This is a genomic window from Rhizobium sp. LjRoot30 (assembly GCF_964253915.1).
Lineage (GTDB): Bacteria > Pseudomonadota > Alphaproteobacteria > Rhizobiales > Rhizobiaceae > Metarhizobium.
In genome coordinates, this window is sequence record NZ_CAXUSG020000003.1 from 309,418 (window position 1) to 332,438 (window position 23,021).

Consider the following 23,021-nt stretch of genomic DNA (forward strand, 5'->3'; position numbering starts at 1 on the left):
CCCGTCAGGCCGACAGGCTGCGCTGCTGCGGATTACGATTGGCGGCAAGCTCGCCCGCGAGTTTCGCCATGCGTTGCATCGCTGTCTCCAGCTTTTCGTCGGCCACCGTCAGCGAGACGCGGACAAAACCTTCCGCCTGTTCGCCGAACGAACTGCCGGGCATGACCGCGACTTTTTCCGTCTTCAGCAATTCCCAGGCGAAAGCATCGCCGCTGAGGCCGGTGGCCGTGATATCGATGACGATGAACATGCCGCCTTCCGGCATTACCGGCCGGAGCACGTTCGAGCCCGAAAGCGCCGTCTTCACCACATTGGCGCGGCGGCGATAGTTTTCGCGCATGATCGAGGCGGTTTCGAACGGCTGCGAGATCGCCATCGCCGTCATGTCGGCGATGAAGGGCTGCACGCCGAACAGCATGGTTTCCGACACCGGCAGCAGCCGGTCGCAGAATTCCTCCGGCCCAGCCGCCCAGCCGCTGCGGAAGCCGGGAGCTGCATGCGACTTGGAGATCGACGAGACGACGATGGTGCGTTCGGCAAGCGACGGAATATCGAAGGGCGAAGCAAAAGCCTTGTCGAGCACCAGTTCTTCATAGACTTCGTCGCAGACGAGCCAGAGATCGTGGCGGCGGCAGATGTCGCCGAGCGCGGCGATTTCTTCGCGGCTCAGCACGGCGCCGGTCGGATTGTGCGGCGTGTTGAGCAGCAGCACCCGGGCATTCGGCGTGATCGCCTTTTCCAGGTCTTCCGGCTGCATGTGGAAATTCTTCTCCGGCCGGAGCGGCACGGGGATCATGTGCGCGCCGGTGGAGGCGATGACGCCTTCATAGGTGGCATAGAGCGGATCGCCGACCAGCACGCCATCGCCAGCTTCGACCAGGCCGATCATCACGGCAAACAATGCCGTCTGGGTGCCGGGGAAGCAGAGGATGTTGCGTTCGGTGACGCCAGCGCGACGCTTGCCGTATTTCTGTACCAGCGCGGCAACCACGCCCGGTTCACCGCGACCATTGGAGTAGCGCGTGCGGCCGGCATGCATGGCACGGCTGCATTCGGCGAGAAGCGCCGGATCGGGAGCAATATCCGGCTCACCGATGGTGAGCTCGATGATATCGGCGCAGGCCGTGGCCATGCGCCGGGCCTCCAGATGCACGGCCCATTTGCCGGACCCCAGATGTTCGAGCCGGTTGGTGATCGATGCGTAACGCATGACGTCTATCCTTTGTTATTATCGTCGAGGCCGCCCCTGGGCAGGCCGAGCATGGCTTCCACCGAACGCAGCGCCACCTGCGCCAGTTCGGTCTCATCGAACATATCGGCCGCCAGCGAGCCTTCGATCCAGAGCCCGTCGATCAAGCCGTTGATGGCGATGGATTGCGCCCGGCATTCGGCAGCGCTCGGCGCCCGCCCCATCTCCCTAAGAAAATCGGCAAGCAGCGTTTCGAGGGCCTGGCGGAAAACCAGGTAGTTTTCCTTGTGGATCGCCCCGAACACCGGATCGAGCCGGACATGGCCGATGAAACCGGCCCACAGCGACAGTGTGCGCGGGTCCGTCACCGGCGGCGTCAGGTTGGCGACGATAAAGGTGCGCAGCCGCGTCCTGGCGTCGCCCCTTGCCGAATCCGCCGCATCGATTGCCGCGCGGGTCATGCCCATCATGGTTTCGCGGTAGGCGGCCTGAACCATCTGGTCCTTGCTGGCGAAATAATGCCGGATCAGCCCGCCCGTCACACCGGCGCGGGTGGCGATCTGGCGCACCGTCGCGCCCTGCACGCCGAATTCGGCGATGCAGTCGAGCGTCGCGGCGATCAGGTCCTGCCGCCGCTCCGTTTCGCTGGCCCGATGGAAGGCGCGGCGGCTCATGCGGCACGCCGGAGGATCGGCCGGGTGAGGCAGGTCGGGCCGCCCTCGCAGGCGATGCAAAGCGCGTCAGCCTCGAAGGTCTCGACCGTGCAGCCCTCGGCTTCCATGGCCGCCTTGGTGCCGGGGAAGCCGGCGACCATGATGACGTTGCGCGGGCTGGTCGGCAGGACGTTGAGGTTGAGGCCGCTGCTGGCCGCGAATTCCTCTTCCGGCGCGTGGATCAGCTTGATGCCCTTGTCCTGCAACAGGAAATAGAAGGCGGCCGGCATCAACGGCGCATGCACCAGCGCCAGGTCGTCAGCGAGCGGGCTGATGACCGACATCAGGTGCAGGCAGGCTTCCGCCCCCTGCCACAGCGGCAGGTCGAAGCCGAGCACGGTGATGCCGTGCGGCGCCAGCAGGGCGGCGACCTGGTCGATGCCCGACTGGTTGGAGCGCACGCCACGGCCGATCACCAGCGTCTTGGCATCGACCCAGACGCAATCGCCCGATTCCACCGTACCCGGCGCTTCGAGCCGGCCGAGGATCGGCACGCCGGCACGCGTATAGGCTTCTTCATGCAAGGCCGGCTCGGCAAGCCGCAGCTTCTTGCCCATGCGCAGGATAACGGCGCCATGATCGGTGACGAAGGAGGGGTCCTGGGTGAACATCGAATCGGCAAGCCCGTCGCCTTCGTCTTCCATCCAGACGATCTCCGTGCCGGATTTTTCGACGAGCCGGGCGAACTCGGCATATTGCGCGATGGCGCGGTCAGCGTCGAAAGTCGGGCCGTAGTGCCAGGCCTTCGGATCGGCGGCTTTCAGGCTTTTGCCCGGCCGACGCATCAAAACCCTGCGCAACTGCGTCGACATCGCCTGCGAACCAAAAGCACCCATTCAAAAACTCCCCGGAGAACGGCCGGCCAAGAATAAAACCGCCAAATTTGTGAAGATGCGGGTTATTATACGCTTGAATAATTTTCGTACAAGTGCAAAACTCCCTGATATCACGGTTGTGCAACCAGCGGCATGAACCGGAAAATCGAAAGATAAGCTGGACGGGAACAGTGCAATCAGCAACCGGGCGATGAAGCTCGGCCGAGGCGGATCTTTTCATGACGGATTCGGCGCAAGCCATTGAAATATCCAATCTTCACAAGCGGTTCGGTCCTCTTGAAGTTCTCAAGGGCGTTTCGCTGACAGCCAATCAGGGCGATGTGATAGCCATCATCGGCGGCTCGGGTTCGGGCAAATCCACCTTCCTGCGTTGTATCAATCTCCTGGAGCTGCCGAGCGCCGGCACGATCAGCATTCATGGCGAAACCATCGCCATGAAGAGCGACGGCCATGGCGGCCTGATGCCGTCGAACCGCAAGCAGGTGCAGCGTATGCGCACGCAGCTCGGCATGGTGTTCCAGAGTTTTAACCTCTGGCAGCACATGACGGTGCTGCAGAATGTCATCGAGGTGCCGGTGCATGTGCTCGGCATGCCGAAGGACAAGGCGGTCGAGATCGGTGAAGCCCTGCTGCGCCGCGTCGGCCTCTATGAAAAGCGCGACGCCTATCCCGCCTTCCTCTCGGGTGGCCAGCAGCAGCGCGCCGCCATCGCCCGCGCGCTCGCCATCCAGCCGCTGGTCATGCTGTTCGACGAACCGACCTCGGCGCTCGATCCGGAACTGGTCGGCGAAGTTCTGACCGTCATCGGCGACCTCGCCAAGGAAAAACGCACGATGATCCTCGTGACCCACGAGATGAAATTCGCCCGCGAAGTCTCCAGCCATGTCGTCTTCCTGCACAACGGCCTTATCGAAGAGCAGGGACCGCCGGCCGAAATCTTCGGCGCGCCGAAATCCGAGCGGCTGAAAAAATTCATCAGCTCGATCCACTGACCAAACGAACCAACAAGAAAAGGGGAAAACAATGAAAAGCATTCTCAAGGCCCTCACCGTGGCCGTCGTGATCGGCGCGGCGCCCTTCAGCGCCGCCATGGCCGAACAGGTCAAGCTCGGCTTTGCCGCCGAACCTTATCCGCCGTTCACCTCGCCCGACGCCAATGGCAAGTGGGTCGGCTGGGAAGTCGAATTCGCCGACGCCATCTGCAAGGAAGCCAAGCTCGATTGCGTGATCACGCCTGTCGCCTGGGACGGCATCATCCCGGCGCTGACCAGCAAGAAGATCGACATGATCGTCGGCTCCATGTCGATCACCGAGGAGCGCCTCAAGACGATCGATTTCTCCGACAAATATTACAACACGCCCACCGGCATCATCGGCCCGAAGGACCAGAAGTTCGATGCGACGCCTGAAGGCCTGGCCGGCAAGGTGATCGGCGTCCAGGTCTCGACTATCCACCAGGCCTATGCGACCCACTACTTCGGTGCCAAGGGTGCCGAGATCAAGGAATACCAGACGCAGGACGAAGCCAACCAGGACCTCGCCGCCGGCCGTGTGGACGCTGTCCAGGCCGACTCCATCGCGCTCGACGCCTTCCTGAAATCCGAGGCCGGCGCCTGCTGCGATCTCAAGGGTTATGTCGCTGACGATCCGGCCATTCTCGGCCTCGGCGTCGGTGTCGGCATCCGCAAAGAAGACGGCGCGCTGAAGGAAAAGATCAACGCCGCCATCAAGGCGATCCGCGCCAACGGCACCTACGACACCTTCTCCAAGAAGTATTTCGACTTCGACGTCTACGGCAAGTAACCCCGTCGTTTTCACCCTGCCGGCAGCGTCAAGACGCCTGCCGGCAGGGACCGAAAACCTGGTGTTGACGTGCCGGCGGCCCTCCGTCTTCCGGCACGGCTCCAACGTCCCACCGGATTCTTCTTATGGCTGCTTCATCCGCGACGATGTTCGACCTCAGCCTTCTGTCACTGTCGGCCCCGGGCTGGGGCGGGGTGATGCTGAGCGGCTTTGTCAGCTCGCTTGAACTTGCAATCGGCGGCTATTGCCTCGGCCTGATCCTGGGCGTCGGCGGCGCCTTCGGCAAGCTGTACGGCGGCCCCATCCTGCGCGACCTGCTGGAGGTCTATACGACCCTGATCCGCGCCGTGCCGGAGCTGGTGCTCATCCTCTTGCTCTATTACGCCGGTACCGACGCGGTGAACCAGCTGCTCGGCCTGTTCAACTACGGCCCGGTCGACATCAACGGCCTCGTCGCCGGCATCTTCGTCATCGGTGTCGTCCAGGGCGCCTATTCGACGGAAGTGCTGCGCGGCGCGATCAAGGCGGTGCCGCCCGGCCAGATCGAGGCGGCACGCGCTTACGGCATGTCCCCCTTCCAGGTGCTGCGCCGTGTCACCTTGCCGGCGATGCTGCCCTACGCCATTCCGGGCCTTTCCAATCTCTGGCTGATCGCCACCAAGGATACGGCGCTGCTCGCCGTCGTCGGTTTCAGCGAGCTGACGCTGGTGACACGTCAGGCGGCCGGCTCGACCAAGGCCTACATGATGTTCTTCCTGGCAGCCGGCGTTCTCTACCTGCTGCTGACGCTCGTCTCCAACGTCGTCATCGGCATCATCGAGCGCCGCGCCCGCCGCGGCATGGCGGATCCGATATGAGCGAACACGTCCCCGCCTTGCCCGCCTACACGCCGCCCAAGGCCCGCAGCCTGCTGGAACCGCACCGGCTGTTCCTGATCGCCGTCTTTGCCGTCATCGTCTTCTGCATCGTCTGGTTCATGCGTTGGGACTGGATCCCGCAATACCAGGGCCGGCTGCTCTACGGCATCGGCCAGACGCTGATTCTGCTGTTTTCAACGGCGATCGCCGGTTTCCTGCTGGCCGTACCGCTCGGGCTGGTGCAGGTCACCGGTCCACGGCCGCTTGCCTGGCTTGCCCAGGGGTTCTGCACGCTGATCCGTGGCACGCCGCTGCTCTTGCAGCTCTGGCTGATCTATTACGGCCTCGGCTCGATTTTCGCGCAATATCCGGAGATCCGGCAGTCCTTCCTCTGGCCCTATCTGCGTCAGGCCTGGCCCTACGGCTTCGTAACGCTGATGATTTCTTTTGCCGCTTATGAAGGCGAAGTCATGCGCGGCGCCTTTGCCGGCGTGCCCAAAGGCGAAATCGAGGCTGCCAAGGCGTTTGGCATGCGCCGCTTCACGCTGTTTCGCCGCATCTGGTTGCCGCGTGCCATCCATCGCGCCCTGCCGACGCTGACCGGCGAGACCGTGCTGCAGCTGAAATCGACGCCGCTTGTCGCGACGATCACCGTCATCGACGTTTATGCAGTGATTTCCAAAGTGAGGCAGGATACCTATCTGACCTATGAACCGCTGCTCCTGCTGGCGCTCATCTACCTGTGCCTGACCGGCATTATGATTGTGGCATTCCGCTTCGTGGAAAACCGCATTCCAACCCGTGGTGCGTAACATGACCTATCAATTTCCGAATACCATGCCCGATCTCGTGGCGACCCGGCACTATCTCCACCAGTACCCGGAGATCGGCCTTTCGGAATTCAAGACCTCGGATTTCATCGCCGAACAACTGACCGCCATGGGCTACGAAGTCACCCGCGGCCTGGCCAAGACCGGCATCGTCGCAACGCTGAAGAACGGCACGTCGGAAAAATCCGTCGGCATCCGCGCCGATATCGACGCCCTGCCGATCGTCGAGGAAACCGGTGCCGACTATGCCAGCAAACATCCCGGCGTCATGCATGCCTGCGGCCATGACGGTCACACGACCATGCTGCTCGGCGCAGCCAAGATGATTGCCGAACGACGGAATTTCGACGGCACCATCCACCTGATCTTCCAGCCGGCCGAAGAAAATTTCGGCGGCGCCAGGATCATGATCGAGGAAGGCCTGTTCGAGCGCTTCCCCTGCGATGCGGTTTTCGGATTGCACAACGATCCCGGCATTCCCTTCGGCCAGTTCGCCCTGCGCGACGGGCCGATCATGGCGGCCGTCGACGAATGCCGTATCCGTATCAACGGCAAGGGCGGCCACGGCGCAGAACCGCAGGAAACCGCCGACCCGATCATTGCCGGCGCCAGCATCGTCATGGCGCTGCAGACCATCATTTCGCGCAATATCCACCCGCTGGAACCGGCCGTGGTCACCGTCGGCTCGTTCCACGGCGGTACGGCAAGCAACATCATCCCCGGCCATGCCGATATTGTCGTCGGCATCCGCTCCTACGACCCGAAGACCCGCGACGAACTGGAACGCCGCATCAGGCTGATTGCCGAACGGCAGGCGGAAAGCTACGGCATGAGCGCGACCGTCGACTACGAGCGCAGCTACAGCGCCACGGTCAACCATCGGGAGGAAACCGAATTCCTGCGGCAGGTGGCAAGGAAATTCGCCGGCGAGGACAAGGTGGTCGAACTCGCCCGCCCGTTCATGGGCAGCGAGGATTTCGCCTATATGCTGGAAAAGCGGCCGGGGAGCTATTTCTTCCTGGGAACGCAGCGGACGCCGCACGATCCGCAACTGCACCACCCGAAATTCGATTTCAACGACGACATCCTGCCGATCGGTGCCGCCTTCTGGGTGGAACTCGCCGAAGCCTGGCTACCGGCGAAATAATGACATGCGCTTCGGCCGCCGTGAGGCGGCCGAGCTCAGTCCCATTCTTCAGGGGAAGACGCCGCAGACAACGGCTGCAACAAACAGGAAGGCCGCAGCGAACAATCCATTATTGAGAATGGTCACGACCTTCTGGCGCCGGGAAAACCCACGACCGCGGACGGGCTGCTTCGGGCTGATGACAGTCTGATAATGTGCCATGGATTCCTCCGATGCATCTATGTTTGACATCAGTTCTCCAATTCTTCTCGCAGGTAACGACCAAGCACACGTATCGTTCCCGCTGTTCTTTATTTCATAGACTATCTCTATCGCTTTTATAGAGATAATTTTCCGTCTTCTTACCGTGGAGGGAAAAAATCACCCGTTCGGCAGGGAAAAAGCGGGCCTCAATAAAAGACGTGCCACGGCCACAGGATAGGCCGTTCTTCTTCGTCCTTGCGCGTCCCGTTCCCGGTTGTTTCGAAAACCGGCTTTGCCTTCTTGGCCTTTACCACCACCGGCGCTGCTGCGTCGGGGGAAACGGGATATGGAGACAGATATCCAAGGGTCAGTCCACCGAGATAGAACATACGCACCTCTTTCGAGCGATCTCCGATGACACAATCATGCCATATTTGGGATGCGAGTCAACTATGTCTAGTCTTTTTGTCGATAATTAATGTTGCGCTAACCATATGGAGAATGTCGCAAAATCAGCAATCTTAAATTGAAAACGAGAAATCGACAATCTTGTTTAGCAATTCAGGATTTAATCGGAGCGGTGTCTTCGGCCAAAACCTCTGCGCAGCAAGGCAAAGAAGGTTTCCTTAACGGAGTTCCCGCACCATGCCTGCCGATGACAATGACGCAACCCGCCCTAGAGACCCTCATGAACCCGGTTCGGTCCGAGCGAGAATTCCAAAATATCTTCCGGCGGCTGCAACTCGCACTTGAATCCTCGCGGATCGGCGTCTGGGAGCACGATCCGCAAACGGACGAGATCCGCTGGGACCAGCAGATGCACGCGCTGTACCAGACCGGTCGCACCGACGCGATCGTGCATGCCGGTATCTGGACGAAAGCGCTTCATCCAGACGACATTCAAAGAGCGCTGGCGGATTTCACCCAGGCCGTGGCGCGCAAGGGCGCCTATTCCTCCGATTTCCGCATCGTACTGCCAAACGGCGATATCCGGCACATCCGCTCCCGTGCCCATTATTTCGAGGAAGCCGGCCGCGCCACGCTGATCGGCGCCGAGTGGGACATTACCGCCGACATCCAGCTCAACCGCGAACTGACGCTGCAGAAGGCGATCGCCGAGCGGCGGGCCATCGCGCTGGAGCGCAGCCGCACGCAGATCGAACAGGCCGCCGACCACGACTACCTGACCGGCCTGCCCAACCGCCGCTATTTCGACCGGCGGCTTGCCGAATTGTGTGACGGCGAGGCAGAAGCCAATCTCGCCATCCTGCATATCGATCTCGACAACTTCAAAACCATCAACGACACCTACGGCCATGCCGCCGGCGATGCGGTGTTGATGGCGACGGCCCACATCCTTCGCAGCACCGCCCCCGCAGGCAGCTTCGCCTCCAGGGTCGGCGGCGACGAATTCATCCTGATGCTCCCCGATTTCGGATCGGTCGATGCAGCCATGGCTCTGGCGCAAAAGCTGACCCGCCGGCACAAGGCCGGCGTCAACCATGACGGCACGGTGCTGAAGACCAGCATCTCTATCGGCCTCGCCTGGACGACAGACGGAAACGCCGCGTCACTGCTGGCCGATTCCGACATCGCCCTCTATGCCGCCAAGAAGAATGGCCGTGGCCGCATCGAACGCTTTCAGCCGGAGATGAAGGCGGAACTGATCCGCGAGCGCCTTTTGACCGAACAGCTGAAACAGGGCCTGGAGAACGGCGAACTCGTTCCGTATTATCAGGTGCAGGTCGATGCCCGCACCCGCGCCGTGGTGTCCATGGAGGCACTGGTTCGCTGGAAGCATCCGGAACACGGCGTCCTGCTGCCCGAAGCGTTTCTCGGCATCGTCGCCAATGCCGGACTTGCGGCGCAGCTCGACGAAGCGATCCTGCACCAGGTTCTCGCCAACCGTCGCGCCTGGCAGGCGGCCGGCCTCGTGGTGCCACGTATTTCGATCAACATTTCCGCCGTTCGGCTTGCCGAACCCCGGTTGCTCGAACAGCTTGCCGGACTTGAGATCGAAAAGGATGCCCTCAGCTTCGAGCTTTTGGAAACGATCTTTCTCGATGAACTCGACGACACCGCCTTTGCCAACATCGCGCACCTGAAGACCTTGGGCATCGATGTCGAAGTCGACGATTTCGGCTCCGGCCACGCCTCGATCGTCGGCCTCGTCAAGTTGAAGCCGAAACGCCTGAAAATCGATCGCCGCCTGGTCCTGCCGATCACCGCCTCGTCGGAACAGACGAGCCTGATCAGCTCCATCGTCGACATTGCCGAGGCGCTGGATATCGAGGTCATCGCCGAGGGGGTCGAGACGCTGGAACATGCAGAGATGCTGGCCGATCTCGGCTGCCGGATCCTTCAGGGTTATGCCATCGCTTTTCCGGTTTCCGCCGAGGAACTCGGCGCCTCCCTGTTGCAGCGGCGATAAACGACCGTTGGCGGCGGCACCACAAGCGCTCGAATTGCAACCCATGACGTGCATCATTTAATCCTAAAACACCCATCCATTTGTAAATACAATATAAAGATGCTTGCCTTCGCTCGCGATTTCGCCTTCTCTTGGGTTTCCACAACCCAAAAATAAAAAGGGGAGAACCATGAAGGCACTTACGTTCAACCGTCACATCGCAGCCCTGCTGCTCGGTTCGATGCTCGCCGGCGCCAGTCCGGCGCTGGCCGAAACCGTCCTTCATCGCGGCAATGCCGGCGAGCCGCAGACGCTCGACCAGGCGCATACCTCCATCAACATCGAGGAATTCATCCTCAAGGATCTCTATGAGGGCCTGACGATCTACGACGCTGCCGGCAAGATCGTGCCAGGTGCCGCGGAAAGCTGGACGATCTCCGACGACGGCACCGTCTATACCTTCAAGCTGCGCGATAACGGCAAGTGGTCGGACGGTTCGCCGGTGACGGCGGACGATTTCGTCTTCTCGTTCCAGCGCGTCGAGGACCCGAAGACGGCAGCGGGCTACGCCAACATCCTCTATCCCGTCAAAAATGCCCAAAAGGTCAACAAGGGCGAGGCAGCCGTCGATCAGCTCGGCATCAAGGCGGTCGATGCCAAGACGGTGGAAATCACTCTGGAACGCCCAACCCCCTTCTTCCTCGAACTTCTGGCGCACCAGACGGCGCTGCCGGTCAGCAAGGCAAGCGTCGAGAAGAACGGCGCCGATTTCGTCAAGCCGGGCACCATGGTCTCGAACGGCGCCTTCAAGCTGGTCAGCCACGTGCCGAACGACAATCTGGTGGTCGAAAAGAACCCGAACCATTGGGACGCCGCCAATGTGAAACTCGACAAGGTGATCTTCTATCCCATCGACGACCAGGCCGCTTCGATCCGCCGTTTCGAAGCCAAGGAAATGGACCTCGTCTACAATTTCTCGGCCGACCAGATCGAACGGCTGCGCACGGCCTACAACACCCAGGTGCATGTCTCGCCGACGCTCGCCACCTATTATTACGCCTTCGACACCCGCAGCGAACCCTATAGCGACGTTCGCGTCCGCCGGGCGCTGTCCATGGCCGTCGACCGCGATTTTCTGGCGAAGGAAATCTACAGCGGCTCGCAGATCCCCGCCTATTCCATGGTACCGCCTGGCATTGAAGGCTACGGCGAGCCGTCGCGCGCCGATTTTTCGGGAGATTCGCAGCTCGACCGTGAGGACAAGGCCGTCGCCCTGATGAAGGAAGCCGGCTACGGCGAGGGCGGCAAGCCGCTCGCCATCGAGATCCGCTACAACACCAACCCCAACCACGAGCGAGTCGCCACCGCCATCGCCGACATGTGGAAGAACACGTTCGGCGCCACCGTGACCATGGTCAATCTCGACGTGTCCTCGCACTACGCCTTCCTGCAGGAGGGCGGCAAGTTCAACGTCGCGCGCGCCGGCTGGGTGGCGGATTACGCCGATGCGGAAAACTTCCTGGCGCTCAGCGTCAGCACCAACAAGACCTTCAACTACGGCAGCTTCAACAATCCGGACTACGACGCCCTCATGACGAAATCCTATGAGGAACGCGATCCGGCAGCCCGCTCGAAGGTGCTGCATGAGGCAGAAGCGCTGCTGATGAAGGAACAGCCGGTCGCGCCGCTGCTCACCCAGGCGGACCTCTGGATGGTCTCCGACCGCGTCAAGGGCTGGGAAGACAACGCCGCCAACCAGCATCTCAGCCGCTTCCTGAGCGTTTCCGAATAATCACACCCTTTTTGGGCGCACGGCCGGTCAACGGCTGTGCGCCGAGCTGGGAGATTGCGGGAGCACCGCCATGATTTCCTTCGTGCTGCGACGGCTGGCGAGCGCCGTGCCAACACTGTTCATCGTCGTCACCATCTCGTTTTTCCTGATGCGGTTCGCGCCGGGCGGCCCCTTTAACCTTGAACGGCCGCTGCCGCCGGCAACGATGGCCAACCTGGTCAGGACCTACCAGCTCGACCAGCCGCTCTGGCGACAATACTTCACCTATCTCGGCAATGCGGTGACCGGCGATTTCGGCCCGAGCTACATCTACAAGGACAACAGCGTCGCCGAACTGATCGGCAAGGGCCTGCCCTACTCCATCGAACTCGGTTTCTACGCCCTGCTGGTGGCGCTGATCGGCGGGGTGCTCGCCGGTACGGTCGCCGCCCTGCGCCAGAACAGCCCGCTCGATTTCACCATCATGTCGCTGTCGACCATCGGCGTCACCGTGCCGAACTTTGTCGTCGGCCCGGTGCTGACGCTTGTCTTCGCCGTCTTCCTGTCGCTTCTGCCCGCCGGTGGCTGGGGCGACGGATCGCTGCGTTTCCTCATCCTGCCGATGATCGCTCTGGCCTTGCCGCAACTCGCCGTCTTCGCAAGGCTGACGCGCGGCTCGATGATCGAGGCACTGCACACCGATCACATCCGCACAGCCCGCGCCTACGGGCTGCCGCCGCGGGTCGTCGTCGTCACCCATGCGATGCGGGCGGCGCTGCTGCCGGTCGTGTCTTATCTGGCGCCCTGCGCCGCGGCATTGCTGACGGGTTCGGCCGTGGTCCAGACGATCTTCACCATCCCCGGCGTCGGCCGCTACTTCGTGCTCGGCGCCCTCAACCGCGATTATACGCTGGTGATGGGCACGGTAGTGCTGATTGCGATTTTCGTCATCGTCTTCAATCTCGTCGTCGATATCCTCTACGGCCTCTTGGATCCGAGGGTTCGCCATGACTGACGCGACCGCCCCACTCCCCATCAAAAGCCGCAGCCTCGTGCAACTTGCCGCCCTGCGCTTCCGCCGCAACAGGGCAGCGCTCGGCGGCCTGATCGTGCTCGCCCTCGTCGCCCTGTTCTCGTTTGTTGGCCCTTCCCTCATCAGCCACAGCTACGACCAGGTCTTCCCCTCCTATGTCTCGGTGCCGCCGAGCCTCGAGCCGCGGCCGCAGGCCGATACGCTGAAGGATGTGATGGAGAGCGTGGCAACACGCGCCCGCGTTTCGCTGAAGGCGTTTTCGGTCGACGGCAACAGCTTTGCCGCAACCGTCACCGCCGACGAGCCGATCGATCCGCGTGCGACACGCTATTTCGACCGTGCCAACGAATTCGACAACACGGAAGTCGCCGCGACCGAAGATGACGGACGGACGCTGAAACTGACCGGCACCGTGGCACGCGAATATTTCCTGTTCGGCACCGACAGCAATGGCCGCGACCTGCTCGCCCGCGTCATGCTCGGCGGGCAGATCTCGCTTTCCGTCGGCCTGCTGGCGAGCCTCGTCTCGCTGACCATCGGCGTGTTCTACGGCTCGATCTCCGGTTATCTCGGCGGGCGCGTCGACAATGTCATGATGCGTTTCGTCGAAATTCTCTATTCGCTGCCCTTCGTTTTCCTTGTCGTGGTGCTTGTCGTCTTCTTCGGCCGCAGCTTCATCCTGATCTTCCTGGTCATCGGCGCGGTGGAATGGCTGGACATGGCCCGCATCGTCCGCGGCCAGACGCTGGCGCTCAAACGGCGCGAATTCGTCGGTGCCGCCCAGGCGCTCGGCCTCACCGACTGGCAGATCATTCGCCGGCACATCATTCCCAACACTATCGGGCCCGTGGTGGTTTTCGTCACGGTGGTGGTGCCGAAAGTCATCCTGCTTGAAAGCTTTCTCTCTTTCCTCGGCCTCGGCGTCCAGGCGCCGCTGACCAGCTGGGGCGTGCTGATCGCCGAAGGCGCCAACAACATGCAGTCGGCCCCATGGCTTTTGATCTTCCCCGCCATCTTTTTTGTCGTCACGCTGTTTTCGCTGAATTTCGTCGGCGACGGCCTGCGTGACGCGCTTGATCCGAAGGACCGCTAGAGATGAGCGAAGCCATCGAAACCATCCTCTCGGTCAAGGATCTCAAGGTCACCTTCGCCACGCCGGACGGCCCGGTCGAGGCTGTCAAGGGCATCGATCTCGACATCAGAGCCGGCGAAACGCTGGCCGTCGTCGGCGAATCCGGCTCCGGCAAGAGCCAGACGATGATGGGCATCATGGGATTGCTCGCCAAGAACGGCACCGTGACCGGCTCGGCCCGCTATCGCGGCAAGGAACTGGTCGGCCTCGATACCAGGGCGCTCAACCAGGTGCGCGGCGCAAAGATCACCATGATCTTCCAGGAGCCGATGACCTCGCTCGATCCGCTCTACACCATCGGCCGCCAGATCGCCGAGCCGCTGGTCCACCACCGGGGTTTAAGTTTCAGGCATGCGCGCGCCCGGGCGCTGGAACTGCTCGAGCTCGTCGGCATTCCCGACCCGGCGCGGCGCATCGACAGCTATCCGCACGAAATGTCCGGCGGCCAGCGCCAACGCGTCATGATCGCCATGGCGCTTGCCAACGAGCCGGACCTGCTGATCGCCGACGAACCGACCACCGCACTCGACGTGACGATCCAGGCGCAGATCCTCGATCTCCTGCGTTCGCTGCAACAGCGGTTCGGCATGGCGATTATCCTGATCACCCACGATCTCGGCGTGGTGAAGCATGTGGCCGACCGCGTCGTGGTCATGCGCCGCGGCGAGGTGGCGGAAGCGGGCGCGGCGGAAGAGATCTTCGAACGGCCGAAAGCCGACTATACCAAGATGCTGCTGGCCTCCGAACCCTCCGGCCACAAGCCGCCGGTGGCCGATAAGGCACCCGTCATCCTCGAGGGCCGCGACGTCATCGTCGATTTCAGCCTCAACCGCGGTTTCTTTCAGCGCAGAAACACCGGCATGCTGCGGGCGGTCGATCACGTTAACCTGACGCTGAAACAGGGCCAGACGATCGGCATCGTCGGCGAATCCGGCTCAGGAAAGTCGACGCTCGGCCGCGCACTGCTGCGGCTGATCTCCAGCGACGGCGCCTATCGCTTCGAAAGCCGGGATATCTCCCATTTCGATCGCGCCGCCATGCGGCCGTTGCGCAAGGAGTTGCAGTTGGTTTTCCAGGATCCTTACGGTTCCCTCTCGCCCCGCCAGACCGTCGGCGAGATCATCACCGAAGGCCTGCTCGTGCATGCCCCCGATATCGACAGGACTGAGCGCGACCGGCGGGCCGCGGCGGCCCTGCGGGAAGTCCATCTCGATCCAGCGGCACGCAACCGCTATCCGCACGAATTTTCCGGCGGCCAGCGCCAGCGCATCGCCATCGCCCGCGCCATGATCCTCAAGCCGAAGGTGGTGATCCTCGACGAGCCGACCTCGGCGCTCGACCGGTCCGTCCAGAGCCAGGTGATCGACCTGCTGCGCGAACTGCAGGCAGCGCACGGTCTCTCCTACGTCTTCATCAGCCACGACCTTGCCGTCGTCAAAGCCATGGCGGATTATGTCGTGGTGATGAAAAGCGGCAGGATCGTCGAGGAGGGAGAGACAGACGCGATCTTCCGGCATCCGCAACATGCCTACACCAAGGCCCTGATCGGCGCAGCCTTCACGCATTGAGCCGCAAACGCGCGCCATTTCGCTTCTCCCGCCGGCACCGAGGACGGCAATGAATTAGGAAGGTTGCCTTTCCTTTTGCAAAGGCCGTCCTACATTGCCTTCACCCTTATTTTTTCCGGATGCGGCATGAAGTCAGGCATTTCTTTCCTGCGATCCACGATGCTGATGCTGGCGGTCGGCATCGTTATCCTGCTCGTGATCGTTGCGTCTTCCCTCTGGCTCGTTCACCAGAACGCCAAATATTCCGACCTGACGGTGGAACTTCGTCGGGTGCGTAACGCCACCCTCGACCTGTTCCTCACCATACAAAGTGCCGAAAGCGGGCAGCGGGGCTTCCTGCTCACCGAAGATCCGACCTATCTCGATCCTTATGCCGAGGCCATTTCCGAACTTCCGGCGCGGCGGACGACCTTCTCGAACAACATCGCCGGCAAGCCGGATTACGAAACACATCTTGTCGAACTGAACACCCTTATCGATCGCAAGATAAAGGAGATGGAGGACACGATCGCCTCCGCCAAGGCAGGCGATCGCGCCGCAGCCCTGGACCTGGTGGCGACGGATGCCGGCAAAAACACCATGTCCGCGATTCGCCATATACTGGAAAGGTTCATGGCGCAGACCGATGAGCGGCTGCGCGTCATCGTCGACGATCAACTCAGCGCCGCCAACAATTTGCAATGGGTCACGCTGAGCGGTGCAATCGCCATCCTGCTTGTTGTCGGCGGCTCGGTTGCCATCATCCTGCAGCACGTCCGCGATCTGTCGCGCGCGCGCGCCGAGCTGGAAGTCCTCAATGTCGGCCTGGAAACCCGCGTCGAGGAGCGGACCCGCGACCTGATCCGCGCCAACGAGGAAATCCAGCGCTTCGCCTACATCGTCACCCACGACCTGCGCGCGCCTCTTGTCAACATCATGGGTTTCCTGAGCGAATTCGAAAACGGCCTCAAGGACCTGCGTAACCACATGCTCGCCGCCCCGGACAAGCGGACGGAAGAAAGCGAACGCCTGGCCAGGCTTGCCGTGGAGGAAGACCTGCCGGAAGCCATGGGCTTCATCCGCTCGTCCACACGCAAGATGGATGCGCTGATCAACGCCATCCTGAAAATCTCCCGTGACGGACAGCGCAAGCTGCTGCCCGAACCGCTCGATCTCAAGGCGACCATCGAAGCCACCGCCGCCAGCATCCATCACCAGATCTCCGCCTCCGGCGGCGAGGTGGCGATTTCGGTCAAGGTGCCACAGATCACCACGGACCGCTTCTCGCTCGACCAGATTCTCGGCAACCTGTTCGACAATGCCGTCAAATACCAGAAGCCGGGCCGGCCGTTGAAGCTGAACATTGCGGCCTATGCCGAAGGGCGCGGCCGCATCCGAATTGATGTCAAAGACAACGGCCGCGGCATCGCCGAACGCGACCAGGAGCGGGTGTTCGAGCTGTTCCGCCGCGCCGGCGACCAGGACCAGCCGGGCGAAGGCATCGGCCTTGCTTATGTGCGGTCGTTAATACGAAATTTGGGTGGTGACATTATCGTGCGTTCCGAACTGGATAGCGGCAGCACCTTCATCCTGACGCTGCCATCCGACCTGACGAAAATCGTGCGGAGTATGGAGTCATGAAAGCCACCGGCCAGGAAGTCACCATCGTCATGATCGAGGACGACGAGGGCCATGCCCGCCTCATCGAAAAGAATGTCCGCCGTGCCGGCGTCCATAACGAGATCGTCCCGTTTACGCTGGGCAAGAAGGCTCTGGACTACATCCTGGGAGAGAGCCGAGACGGCGAAGTTTCCAAGGATCGTTATCTCCTGGTGCTACTGGACCTGAACCTGCCCGACATGTCCGGCATCGACATTCTCGAGCAGATCAAGAGCAACGAACACACCAGGCGTCTGCCGGTGGTCGTGCTGACCACCACCGACGACGAGCGCGAAATACAGAAATGTTACGATCTCGGCGCCAACGTCTACATCACCAAGCCGGTGGACTATGAGGGATTTGCAACCGCAATCCGCAATCTCGGCCTGTTCTTCTCGGTCATCCAGGTTCCCTGACAAGGCTTGGCGCAATTCCAGCAAAAGTGCGTAGCGGTTTTGCGTCCGGAATTGCTTAGAAACAATGAGATAGAGCGTTTTCGCGTTTCACAGAAAGGCGGAAATGCTCTAGCGCCATCGCCCGGCCTGCTCATGCCTCGTCGCTGGAACCATCGCGGCCCACGCCGGCATTGTGGGACGCGGGAGCAATTTCCATGGACCGCCGAGCGCCATACCGCCTCTGGTCTCTTGCCAGCAGGCGAAGGATCCGGCGGATCAGCCGGGTATGCCGGTTGGGTAGATATCGTGCCTTCTGCTCCTGCTTTTCGGAATGCGCCCGCAAGGAATGCAGCCGATGGCGAATCGTCTCGATGTCGTCGTGGTTTTCCGTCATGTGTCCGTCCAACCTCTGTTGCGTTGGCCAACACTATCGGGCCTTTGTGATGCCCCGATTGTTCCAAGGGTGACAAGGTGAAGCGGGCGAAATTTTCCGAAACTGCGCAAGGCGGTTTTGCAAAAACGAAAACCGGAGAGGCATTTCTACCTGCGGGAGCGTGAAGCAGCGGTCGGCATTTGCAAATGAAGAGCCTGCTCGCGATACGCCATGACGAACCGCGAGCAGGATTGCACTGCGACGGAGAACAATCTCAGCTCACGACGTAACCGTCGGCAATGGCCTGGCCGACCAGTTCGACATTCTCCGCACTTTCGGAGAAGCCGAGCAGGACATTTGCCCGCGTGCCGGAACCGGAATTCAGGTAATCGACCCAGTATTGCTCGCCGGAGGCATCGGCTTCCCGGCCGAGCACGTTCTGATAGATTTCCTCGACAAACCGTTCGTCGTCGAGATTGCCATAAGTCTGCCTGAACTCGGTGGAGTTGATGAAATCATTGGCGACAGCAAGAGACGTCATGCCGTCGTCGAGCTGGCTGACCCAATATTTCACACCGTCATTATCCGGCGTCCGGTCGAAGGTCGCCTGGTAGAGACGGTAGGCGACACCGGCATTTTCGCCGACACCGGTGTCGAAATAGACGGAGCCTTCCAGGAAGGACACCCGCTCGACATCCTGGAAATAATAGAGCGTATCGGCATCGGCAAACGTCACGGCATCGCCGCCGACGGCAATGCTCATGCCCTCCGCAGAACGCGCCATGTTCACGGTATCAATATCCGCCTTTCCATCGACATAGGTATTGGCTTCCGCGGTCAGGTTGAAGTTGTCGCGGCCGGCCGTGCCATCCAGGACCACATCGAATTTGCCGGGATCGACCTTGCCGTCGTCACCCATGAAATCCCCGCTGTCGAGCGGACCGCTTCCCAGTAGATCGAGAACCGAGCCGACCGTGTCGTTCAGATCGATGATGCCGTTTTCGCCGACCAGCCCGGAGAGATTGAGCAAGCCGCCCGGCCCGAGAAGCCCACCGAGATCGAGCAAGGCACCGTCACTTCCCATCGCGCCGTCGCTGCCGATCGAAACGATACCGCCGTTACTCGGCAGAACCGCCACTTTCGTGCCATCGGACAGCGTCAGGCTGAGCACGGCATCGTCGCTGAGCAGGCCGATCTCCAGAAGATTGCCCGTGCCTCCGCCCGTCAGACCGTTGCTGAACAGATTACCCAGTAAGCCACCAGTGTCGTCGCCGCTGCCCCTCAGCAGATCTGCGATGGTGTCGACGACATCATCCACCGTACCGCCGACGGGGTTGAGAATGCCTTCGACGGAATCGCCCAGACGATCGAGAAAATCAGCCAGACTGCCGGTAAGACCGCCGGCGCCAAGGATCGAACCCGAAGTTGTAACCTGTGCCATCATTGTACTCCTCGTTTGCTTGAACAGCCCCTGGGGACCGCCAATCAAACTGTTTGACGACAGGTTTCGGTTGCATGAGAAATTTCTAAAAGAATTGTTGGCTTAATCATCCGTAGACGCCCACGGCATCCATCGTCGCCATCCGACACAGAAACGTGCCGGATCGATGCGAAAACTCCGGGCGCGCGCCTGTTTCACCCTCGATCAGCGAACCGGGCAGGTTTCATCCGTTTCGTCGCAACCTGGAGGACGCGTCGGGACCTGCGCGAAGCGAATCAGCCTGCCCGCCCCTTTCGTAAGGAAGATGGAGCGGGAAGACCCGATCAGGGTGGCAACCGAAAAAGGCATCTACATCGGAAAACAGGCCGGAGCGCCGTGATTTTTCGAGAACCGGATCAAAAGGGCTGGATTTCGGGAAGAATGGCGGAGAGGGTGGGATTTGAACCCACGATACCCTTGCGGGTATGCCGCATTTCGAGTGCGGTGCATTCGACCACTCTGCCACCTCTCCGCGGTCTGGTCGGCGCTTGTTCGGCGCGGGCGTTCTCATAACCATTGCAAACAGGTCTGGCAAGGGTAAATATCGATAAAAGTTGTGGTTTCGCCTTGACAGAAATTGGCCGCTCACGTATCTCGGCACGCGAATAGGCGTGGGGTAGCTTGCGCCCGATTTCCCTCCACTTCGTGGAGTCTCACCGGCAGATAGAATTCTACGGGCATCAAGCCCCTGAAATCCCTGCTCAATATCGACTGATAAAAAGACGGCCTGCTGGTTTTCCAGCGAGAGCCGGAAACGAACATGAAAGGATAAAAAATGTTCGCAGTCATCAAGACCGGCGGTAAGCAGTACCGCGTGGCAGCCGACGACGTGCTGACCATCGAAAAGCTTGACGTCGCCGCTGGCGACAGCATCGAATTCACCGAGGTTCTCGTGGTCGGCGTCGGCGCCGATGCGAAGTTCGGCGCGCCCTTCGTGGCTGGCGCTTCGGTCAAGGCCGAAGTTGTCGAGCACAACCGCGGCAAGAAGGTCATTTCCTTCAAGAAGCGTCGTCGCCAGAACTCCAAGCGTTCGCGCGGCCATCGTCAGCACCACACGGTCGTGCGCATCACGTCCATCGTGGCAGCCTAAGAACCCAGGTCAGGTAAAGGAGAACTCCAATGGCACATAAAAAAGCTGGCGGTTCCTCGCGCAACGGTCGCGATTCCCAGTCCAAGCGCCTGGGCGTAAAGAAGTTCGGCGGCGAAGTCGTCGTTCCGGGCAACATCATCGTGCGTCAGCGCGGCACCCAGTGGCATCCGGGCTCGAACGTCGGTCTCGGCAAGGATCACACGATTTTTGCACTTACGGCCGGCAACGTGAATTACCGTACGCGCGCGAACGGTCGCGTCTACGTATCCGTAATGCCGAAAGCCGAAGCAGCGGAATAAGCCGGTAGCGCTCTAAAACAGCCGGCGTCTCATCGACCCGGCTGACCGCACCAGGTTCAGACCAGAAAAAAGGGGAGATGGGACGCCATCTCCCCTTTTTCTTTTCCCTAACGGAGGACTGAACCATGCAAAGCGAATTGTTGCGGGACGACCAATCAAGGTCTCCCGAAGAACGGCTGAGGCCGGAGCGGTTAAGGACCGATTGCCCTGTCTTGTTATCGGAACGGCTCGTCCTGCGCGCGCCGCACGAAGAAGACATCGACGCCCTTGCCAATCTCGCCAACAACGCCAAAGTCGCCACAATGGTATCGCGTATGCCGCACCCGTACACGGTCAATGACGCAGCCGATTTCGTGCGACGCACGAAAGCAGGCGGTATTGGCAAGTGCGTCTATGCCATTACCAAAGCCGACAACGGCCTTTTCCTCGGATGCTGCGGCATCGAACCCATCGACGACGGCACCGTCGAGATCGGTTACTGGCTTGGCGAGCCCTACTGGAACCGCGGCTACATGACCGAAGCGGCGCATGCGCTGATCGACATGGTTTTCCGCACCCGCGATATCGACCAGATCGATGCCCGCTGCCGTGTCGTCAACATCGGCTCCAGGCGGGTGATCCAGAAATGCGGTTTCCAGTTCCAGGGGTCGGCGATGTTTCCGTCACTCGCCATGGGCAGCCTCGTTGCCGTCGAGTGGTTCCGGCTGGACCGCAAGACCTGGATGTCGTTGAGAAGCTGGGGAGGCATGCGATGAACGCGCAGACCCTCCGCCGCATCGAGACGGCACGCCCGGATGCCGGCCCCTGCCCGGTCATCCGCACCGAACGCCTCATCCTGCGGCCGCACAGGCTCGGCGATGCCGATGCGATCGCCGAATCCTTTTCGGATTTCCGCGTCACCCGCATGCTGTCGCGTGTGCCGGTGCCGTACCACCGGCAGGATGCTCTGGATTGGCTGGTACCACAGCTTTCCGGAATGCTGCCAGACTGGGCCTTGGCGATCACCACCGGCGACGACGTCCATATCGGCGTCGTTAGCATCGAGTTGCGGCATGGCCAATGGCATGTCGGCTACTGGCTCAATCGGTTCTACTGGGGCCGCGGCTACATGAGCGAGGCAACGGCAGCCGCTATCGAGCGGTTCTTCCGGCGCATGCCTGAGACGACGTTGTATTCCGGCGTCTTCGCCGACAACCCGGCATCGCTGCGCATCCAGGAAAAGCTAGGTTTCCGGCTGACCGGCTGCGGCGACGTATTCTGCGTCGCCCGCAACGCCATGGTGCCACATATCCAGACCGTGTTGGCACCGGATGCCTTCATCGTGCCGCCACGCCGCTGAAATCAGCCGGGTCGCCCTTTCACGCAAGGGGCGGTCCGGACAACGATCATTCGAGCTCCAGCCAGAGTGGAAAATGATCCGAACCTTTTGCGGTCGTGTCGATGAAGGCGTCCCTGAGGCGTGCGAGAAGACCGTAACTCAAAAAACCGTAATCCAGCTGCAGGCGCCGGCCATGGTTCTTCGCATCGATACAGCTATAGGTTTCCGCCGTCAGGCGGCCGAGCCAACACAGCGCATCCACCGGATTGCGCGAGCGCAGCGTGCGACCGTAGACCGGATCGGTGCTGCCCGCCATGGCGACATATTCCGGCGATTCCGGCTGCATGTTGAAATCGCCAAGCAGGATGTATTCTTCCGGCAGCGGCGGATCGGCAAGCTGGAACTCGCTGGCGCCCGTCAACGCGCCGCCCTCTTCGGTAAAACGGCCAGCCCGCTCCTTGAGATAGCGGATCTGCATGATGCGCTCCTCCACGGATGTATGATCGAGATGCACGGAATAGACACGCAAGGGACCCGACGGCGTCTCCAGCACCGCCTCCGTCGCCCCACGCTGCAGGTTGAGGCGATCGAAGGTGCGCTGGCGCGGCAGAAGCAGGGTGCGCGTCGACAGGATCGGCCAGCGCGACAGGATCATGTTGCCAAATTGCAGCCGCCGTTCGCGACGCTGCCCATCCTCGACAATCGTGCCGAGATGCACGTCGCAAGGAGCACCATACACCCAGAAATAGTCCGGGAAGAAGGTGGCCAAATCGCCCGCCAGGTCGGCATATCCGTTCGGTTCGAAGCCTCTGGTGACTTCCTGCAGCGCGATGACGTCCGCGCCGGCAAGACTTGCAGCAATGCGGTCCAGGTCATATTTCCCATCAAGACCCATGCCAAACTGTATGTTATAACTCGCGAACTTCACGATAATCTTTGACCTCCGCTGCAGCCGG

Annotated in this window: 24 protein-coding genes and 1 tRNA gene; 16 read left to right on the forward strand and 9 right to left on the reverse strand. The window is 61.2% G+C overall.

What is annotated here, in order from left to right; genetic code table 11:
• Window positions 1-4 precede the first annotated feature (4 nt).
• The 3 genes from ACSQ3I_RS09130 to ACSQ3I_RS09140 are packed head-to-tail and all read right to left on the reverse strand — an operon-like array spanning window position 5 to window position 2,738.
• Complete coding sequence (locus ACSQ3I_RS09130) at window positions 5-1,210, reverse strand: pyridoxal phosphate-dependent aminotransferase (RefSeq protein ID WP_435998078.1); 1,206 nt, start codon at window positions 1,208-1,210, stop codon at window positions 5-7.
• Between the two features lie 5 nt (window positions 1,211-1,215).
• Window positions 1,216-1,863, reverse strand: a complete 648-nt coding sequence (locus ACSQ3I_RS09135; protein ID WP_435998080.1) for a TetR family transcriptional regulator C-terminal domain-containing protein — start codon at window positions 1,861-1,863, stop codon at window positions 1,216-1,218.
• Entirely contained in the window at window positions 1,860-2,738 is an 879-nt protein-coding gene (locus ACSQ3I_RS09140; protein WP_435998082.1) for a dimethylarginine dimethylaminohydrolase family protein, read from the reverse strand. The genes ACSQ3I_RS09135 and ACSQ3I_RS09140 overlap by 4 nt, the downstream gene beginning before the upstream one ends.
• Before the next feature lie 218 nt (window positions 2,739-2,956).
• Between ACSQ3I_RS09140 and ACSQ3I_RS09145 the strand changes: the two genes are divergently transcribed.
• The 5 genes from ACSQ3I_RS09145 to ACSQ3I_RS09165 all read left to right on the forward strand — a co-directional run bounded on the left by ACSQ3I_RS09145 (window position 2,957) and on the right by ACSQ3I_RS09165 (window position 7,375).
• Entirely contained in the window at window positions 2,957-3,730 is a 774-nt protein-coding gene (locus ACSQ3I_RS09145; protein ID WP_435998084.1) for an ABC transporter ATP-binding protein, read from the forward strand.
• Between the two features lie 31 nt (window positions 3,731-3,761).
• Window positions 3,762-4,541: a transporter substrate-binding domain-containing protein gene (locus ACSQ3I_RS09150; protein WP_435998086.1), complete on the forward strand. Its 780-nt coding sequence runs from the start codon at window positions 3,762-3,764 to the stop codon at window positions 4,539-4,541.
• 125 nt (window positions 4,542-4,666) lie between these two features.
• On the forward strand, window positions 4,667-5,398 hold the full coding sequence (locus ACSQ3I_RS09155; RefSeq protein WP_435998088.1) for an ABC transporter permease: 732 nt from the start codon (window positions 4,667-4,669) through the stop codon (window positions 5,396-5,398).
• Window positions 5,395-6,210 carry an ABC transporter permease gene (locus tag ACSQ3I_RS09160; protein WP_435998090.1) on the forward strand — a complete coding sequence of 272 codons (816 nt, stop codon included), beginning with the start codon at window positions 5,395-5,397 and terminating at the stop codon, window positions 6,208-6,210. Before ACSQ3I_RS09155 ends, ACSQ3I_RS09160 begins: the two co-directional genes overlap by 4 nt.
• 1 nt (window position 6,211) lies before the next feature.
• The gene (locus tag ACSQ3I_RS09165) at window positions 6,212-7,375 is read left to right on the forward strand and encodes a M20 aminoacylase family protein (RefSeq protein ID WP_435998092.1); all 1,164 of its coding nucleotides are present in this window, start codon (window positions 6,212-6,214) and stop codon (window positions 7,373-7,375) included.
• Between the two features lie 48 nt (window positions 7,376-7,423).
• Here ACSQ3I_RS09165 and ACSQ3I_RS09170 read toward each other — a convergent pair whose 3' ends face one another.
• Together ACSQ3I_RS09170 and ACSQ3I_RS09175 are read right to left on the reverse strand one after the other, a co-directional pair.
• Window positions 7,424-7,576 carry a hypothetical protein gene (locus ACSQ3I_RS09170; RefSeq protein WP_435998094.1) on the reverse strand — a complete coding sequence of 51 codons (153 nt, stop codon included), beginning with the start codon at window positions 7,574-7,576 and terminating at the stop codon, window positions 7,424-7,426.
• A gap of 188 nt (window positions 7,577-7,764) precedes the next feature.
• Window positions 7,765-7,947, reverse strand: coding sequence for a hypothetical protein (locus ACSQ3I_RS09175; RefSeq protein ID WP_435998096.1), 183 nt, complete (start codon window positions 7,945-7,947; stop codon window positions 7,765-7,767).
• Between the two features lie 299 nt (window positions 7,948-8,246).
• On the opposite strand from ACSQ3I_RS09175, the gene ACSQ3I_RS09180 reads away from it, so the two are divergent.
• From ACSQ3I_RS09180 to ACSQ3I_RS09210, 7 genes are all read left to right on the forward strand, one after another.
• Window positions 8,247-9,989, forward strand: a complete 1,743-nt coding sequence (locus ACSQ3I_RS09180; RefSeq protein WP_435998098.1) for a putative bifunctional diguanylate cyclase/phosphodiesterase — start codon at window positions 8,247-8,249, stop codon at window positions 9,987-9,989.
• A 169-nt stretch (window positions 9,990-10,158) separates the two neighbouring features.
• Window positions 10,159-11,760 (forward strand): peptide ABC transporter substrate-binding protein, encoded by a 1,602-nt coding sequence (locus ACSQ3I_RS09185; RefSeq protein WP_435998100.1) that lies wholly within the window; start codon window positions 10,159-10,161, stop codon window positions 11,758-11,760.
• 70 nt (window positions 11,761-11,830) lie between these two features.
• Window positions 11,831-12,754: an oligopeptide ABC transporter permease OppB gene (gene oppB / locus ACSQ3I_RS09190; protein WP_435998102.1), complete on the forward strand. Its 924-nt coding sequence runs from the start codon at window positions 11,831-11,833 to the stop codon at window positions 12,752-12,754.
• Window positions 12,747-13,865: an ABC transporter permease gene (locus ACSQ3I_RS09195; protein ID WP_435998103.1), complete on the forward strand. Its 1,119-nt coding sequence runs from the start codon at window positions 12,747-12,749 to the stop codon at window positions 13,863-13,865. Before oppB ends, ACSQ3I_RS09195 begins: the two co-directional genes overlap by 8 nt.
• 2 nt (window positions 13,866-13,867) lie before the next feature.
• Window positions 13,868-15,472, forward strand: a complete 1,605-nt coding sequence (locus ACSQ3I_RS09200; protein ID WP_435998105.1) for an ABC transporter ATP-binding protein — start codon at window positions 13,868-13,870, stop codon at window positions 15,470-15,472.
• 126 nt (window positions 15,473-15,598) lie between these two features.
• A complete protein-coding gene (locus tag ACSQ3I_RS09205) occupies window positions 15,599-17,092 on the forward strand; it encodes a sensor histidine kinase (RefSeq protein ID WP_435998107.1) in 1,494 nt (497 codons plus the stop codon).
• Window positions 17,089-17,526: a response regulator gene (locus ACSQ3I_RS09210; protein WP_435998109.1), complete on the forward strand. Its 438-nt coding sequence runs from the start codon at window positions 17,089-17,091 to the stop codon at window positions 17,524-17,526. The genes ACSQ3I_RS09205 and ACSQ3I_RS09210 overlap by 4 nt, the downstream gene beginning before the upstream one ends.
• Before the next feature lie 130 nt (window positions 17,527-17,656).
• Here the strand turns inward: ACSQ3I_RS09210 and ACSQ3I_RS09215 are convergent, their stop codons facing one another.
• The 3 genes from ACSQ3I_RS09215 to ACSQ3I_RS09225 form a co-directional block, all read right to left on the reverse strand.
• Complete coding sequence (locus tag ACSQ3I_RS09215; RefSeq protein ID WP_435998111.1) at window positions 17,657-17,899, reverse strand: hypothetical protein; 243 nt, start codon at window positions 17,897-17,899, stop codon at window positions 17,657-17,659.
• Window positions 17,900-18,152: 253 nt separating this feature from the next.
• Window positions 18,153-19,319, reverse strand: a complete 1,167-nt coding sequence (locus ACSQ3I_RS09220; RefSeq protein WP_435998113.1) for a DUF4214 domain-containing protein — start codon at window positions 19,317-19,319, stop codon at window positions 18,153-18,155.
• 421 nt (window positions 19,320-19,740) lie between these two features.
• Window positions 19,741-19,830, reverse strand: a tRNA-Ser gene (locus ACSQ3I_RS09225).
• Window positions 19,831-20,133: 303 nt separating this feature from the next.
• On the opposite strand from ACSQ3I_RS09225, the gene rplU reads away from it, so the two are divergent.
• The 4 genes from rplU to ACSQ3I_RS09245 all read left to right on the forward strand — a co-directional run bounded on the left by rplU (window position 20,134) and on the right by ACSQ3I_RS09245 (window position 22,086).
• Complete coding sequence (gene rplU / locus ACSQ3I_RS09230) at window positions 20,134-20,448, forward strand: 50S ribosomal protein L21 (RefSeq protein ID WP_435998114.1); 315 nt, start codon at window positions 20,134-20,136, stop codon at window positions 20,446-20,448.
• 29 nt (window positions 20,449-20,477) lie between these two features.
• Complete coding sequence (rpmA, locus tag ACSQ3I_RS09235; protein WP_435998116.1) at window positions 20,478-20,747, forward strand: 50S ribosomal protein L27; 270 nt, start codon at window positions 20,478-20,480, stop codon at window positions 20,745-20,747.
• A gap of 125 nt (window positions 20,748-20,872) precedes the next feature.
• On the forward strand, window positions 20,873-21,502 hold the full coding sequence (locus ACSQ3I_RS09240; protein WP_435998118.1) for a GNAT family N-acetyltransferase: 630 nt from the start codon (window positions 20,873-20,875) through the stop codon (window positions 21,500-21,502).
• Window positions 21,499-22,086, forward strand: a complete 588-nt coding sequence (locus ACSQ3I_RS09245) for a GNAT family N-acetyltransferase (protein ID WP_435998120.1) — start codon at window positions 21,499-21,501, stop codon at window positions 22,084-22,086. Before ACSQ3I_RS09240 ends, ACSQ3I_RS09245 begins: the two co-directional genes overlap by 4 nt.
• Window positions 22,087-22,132: 46 nt before the next feature.
• Here ACSQ3I_RS09245 and ACSQ3I_RS09250 read toward each other — a convergent pair whose 3' ends face one another.
• Entirely contained in the window at window positions 22,133-22,993 is an 861-nt protein-coding gene (locus ACSQ3I_RS09250) for an endonuclease/exonuclease/phosphatase family protein (protein ID WP_435998122.1), read from the reverse strand.
• Between the last annotated feature and the right edge of the window lie 28 nt (window positions 22,994-23,021).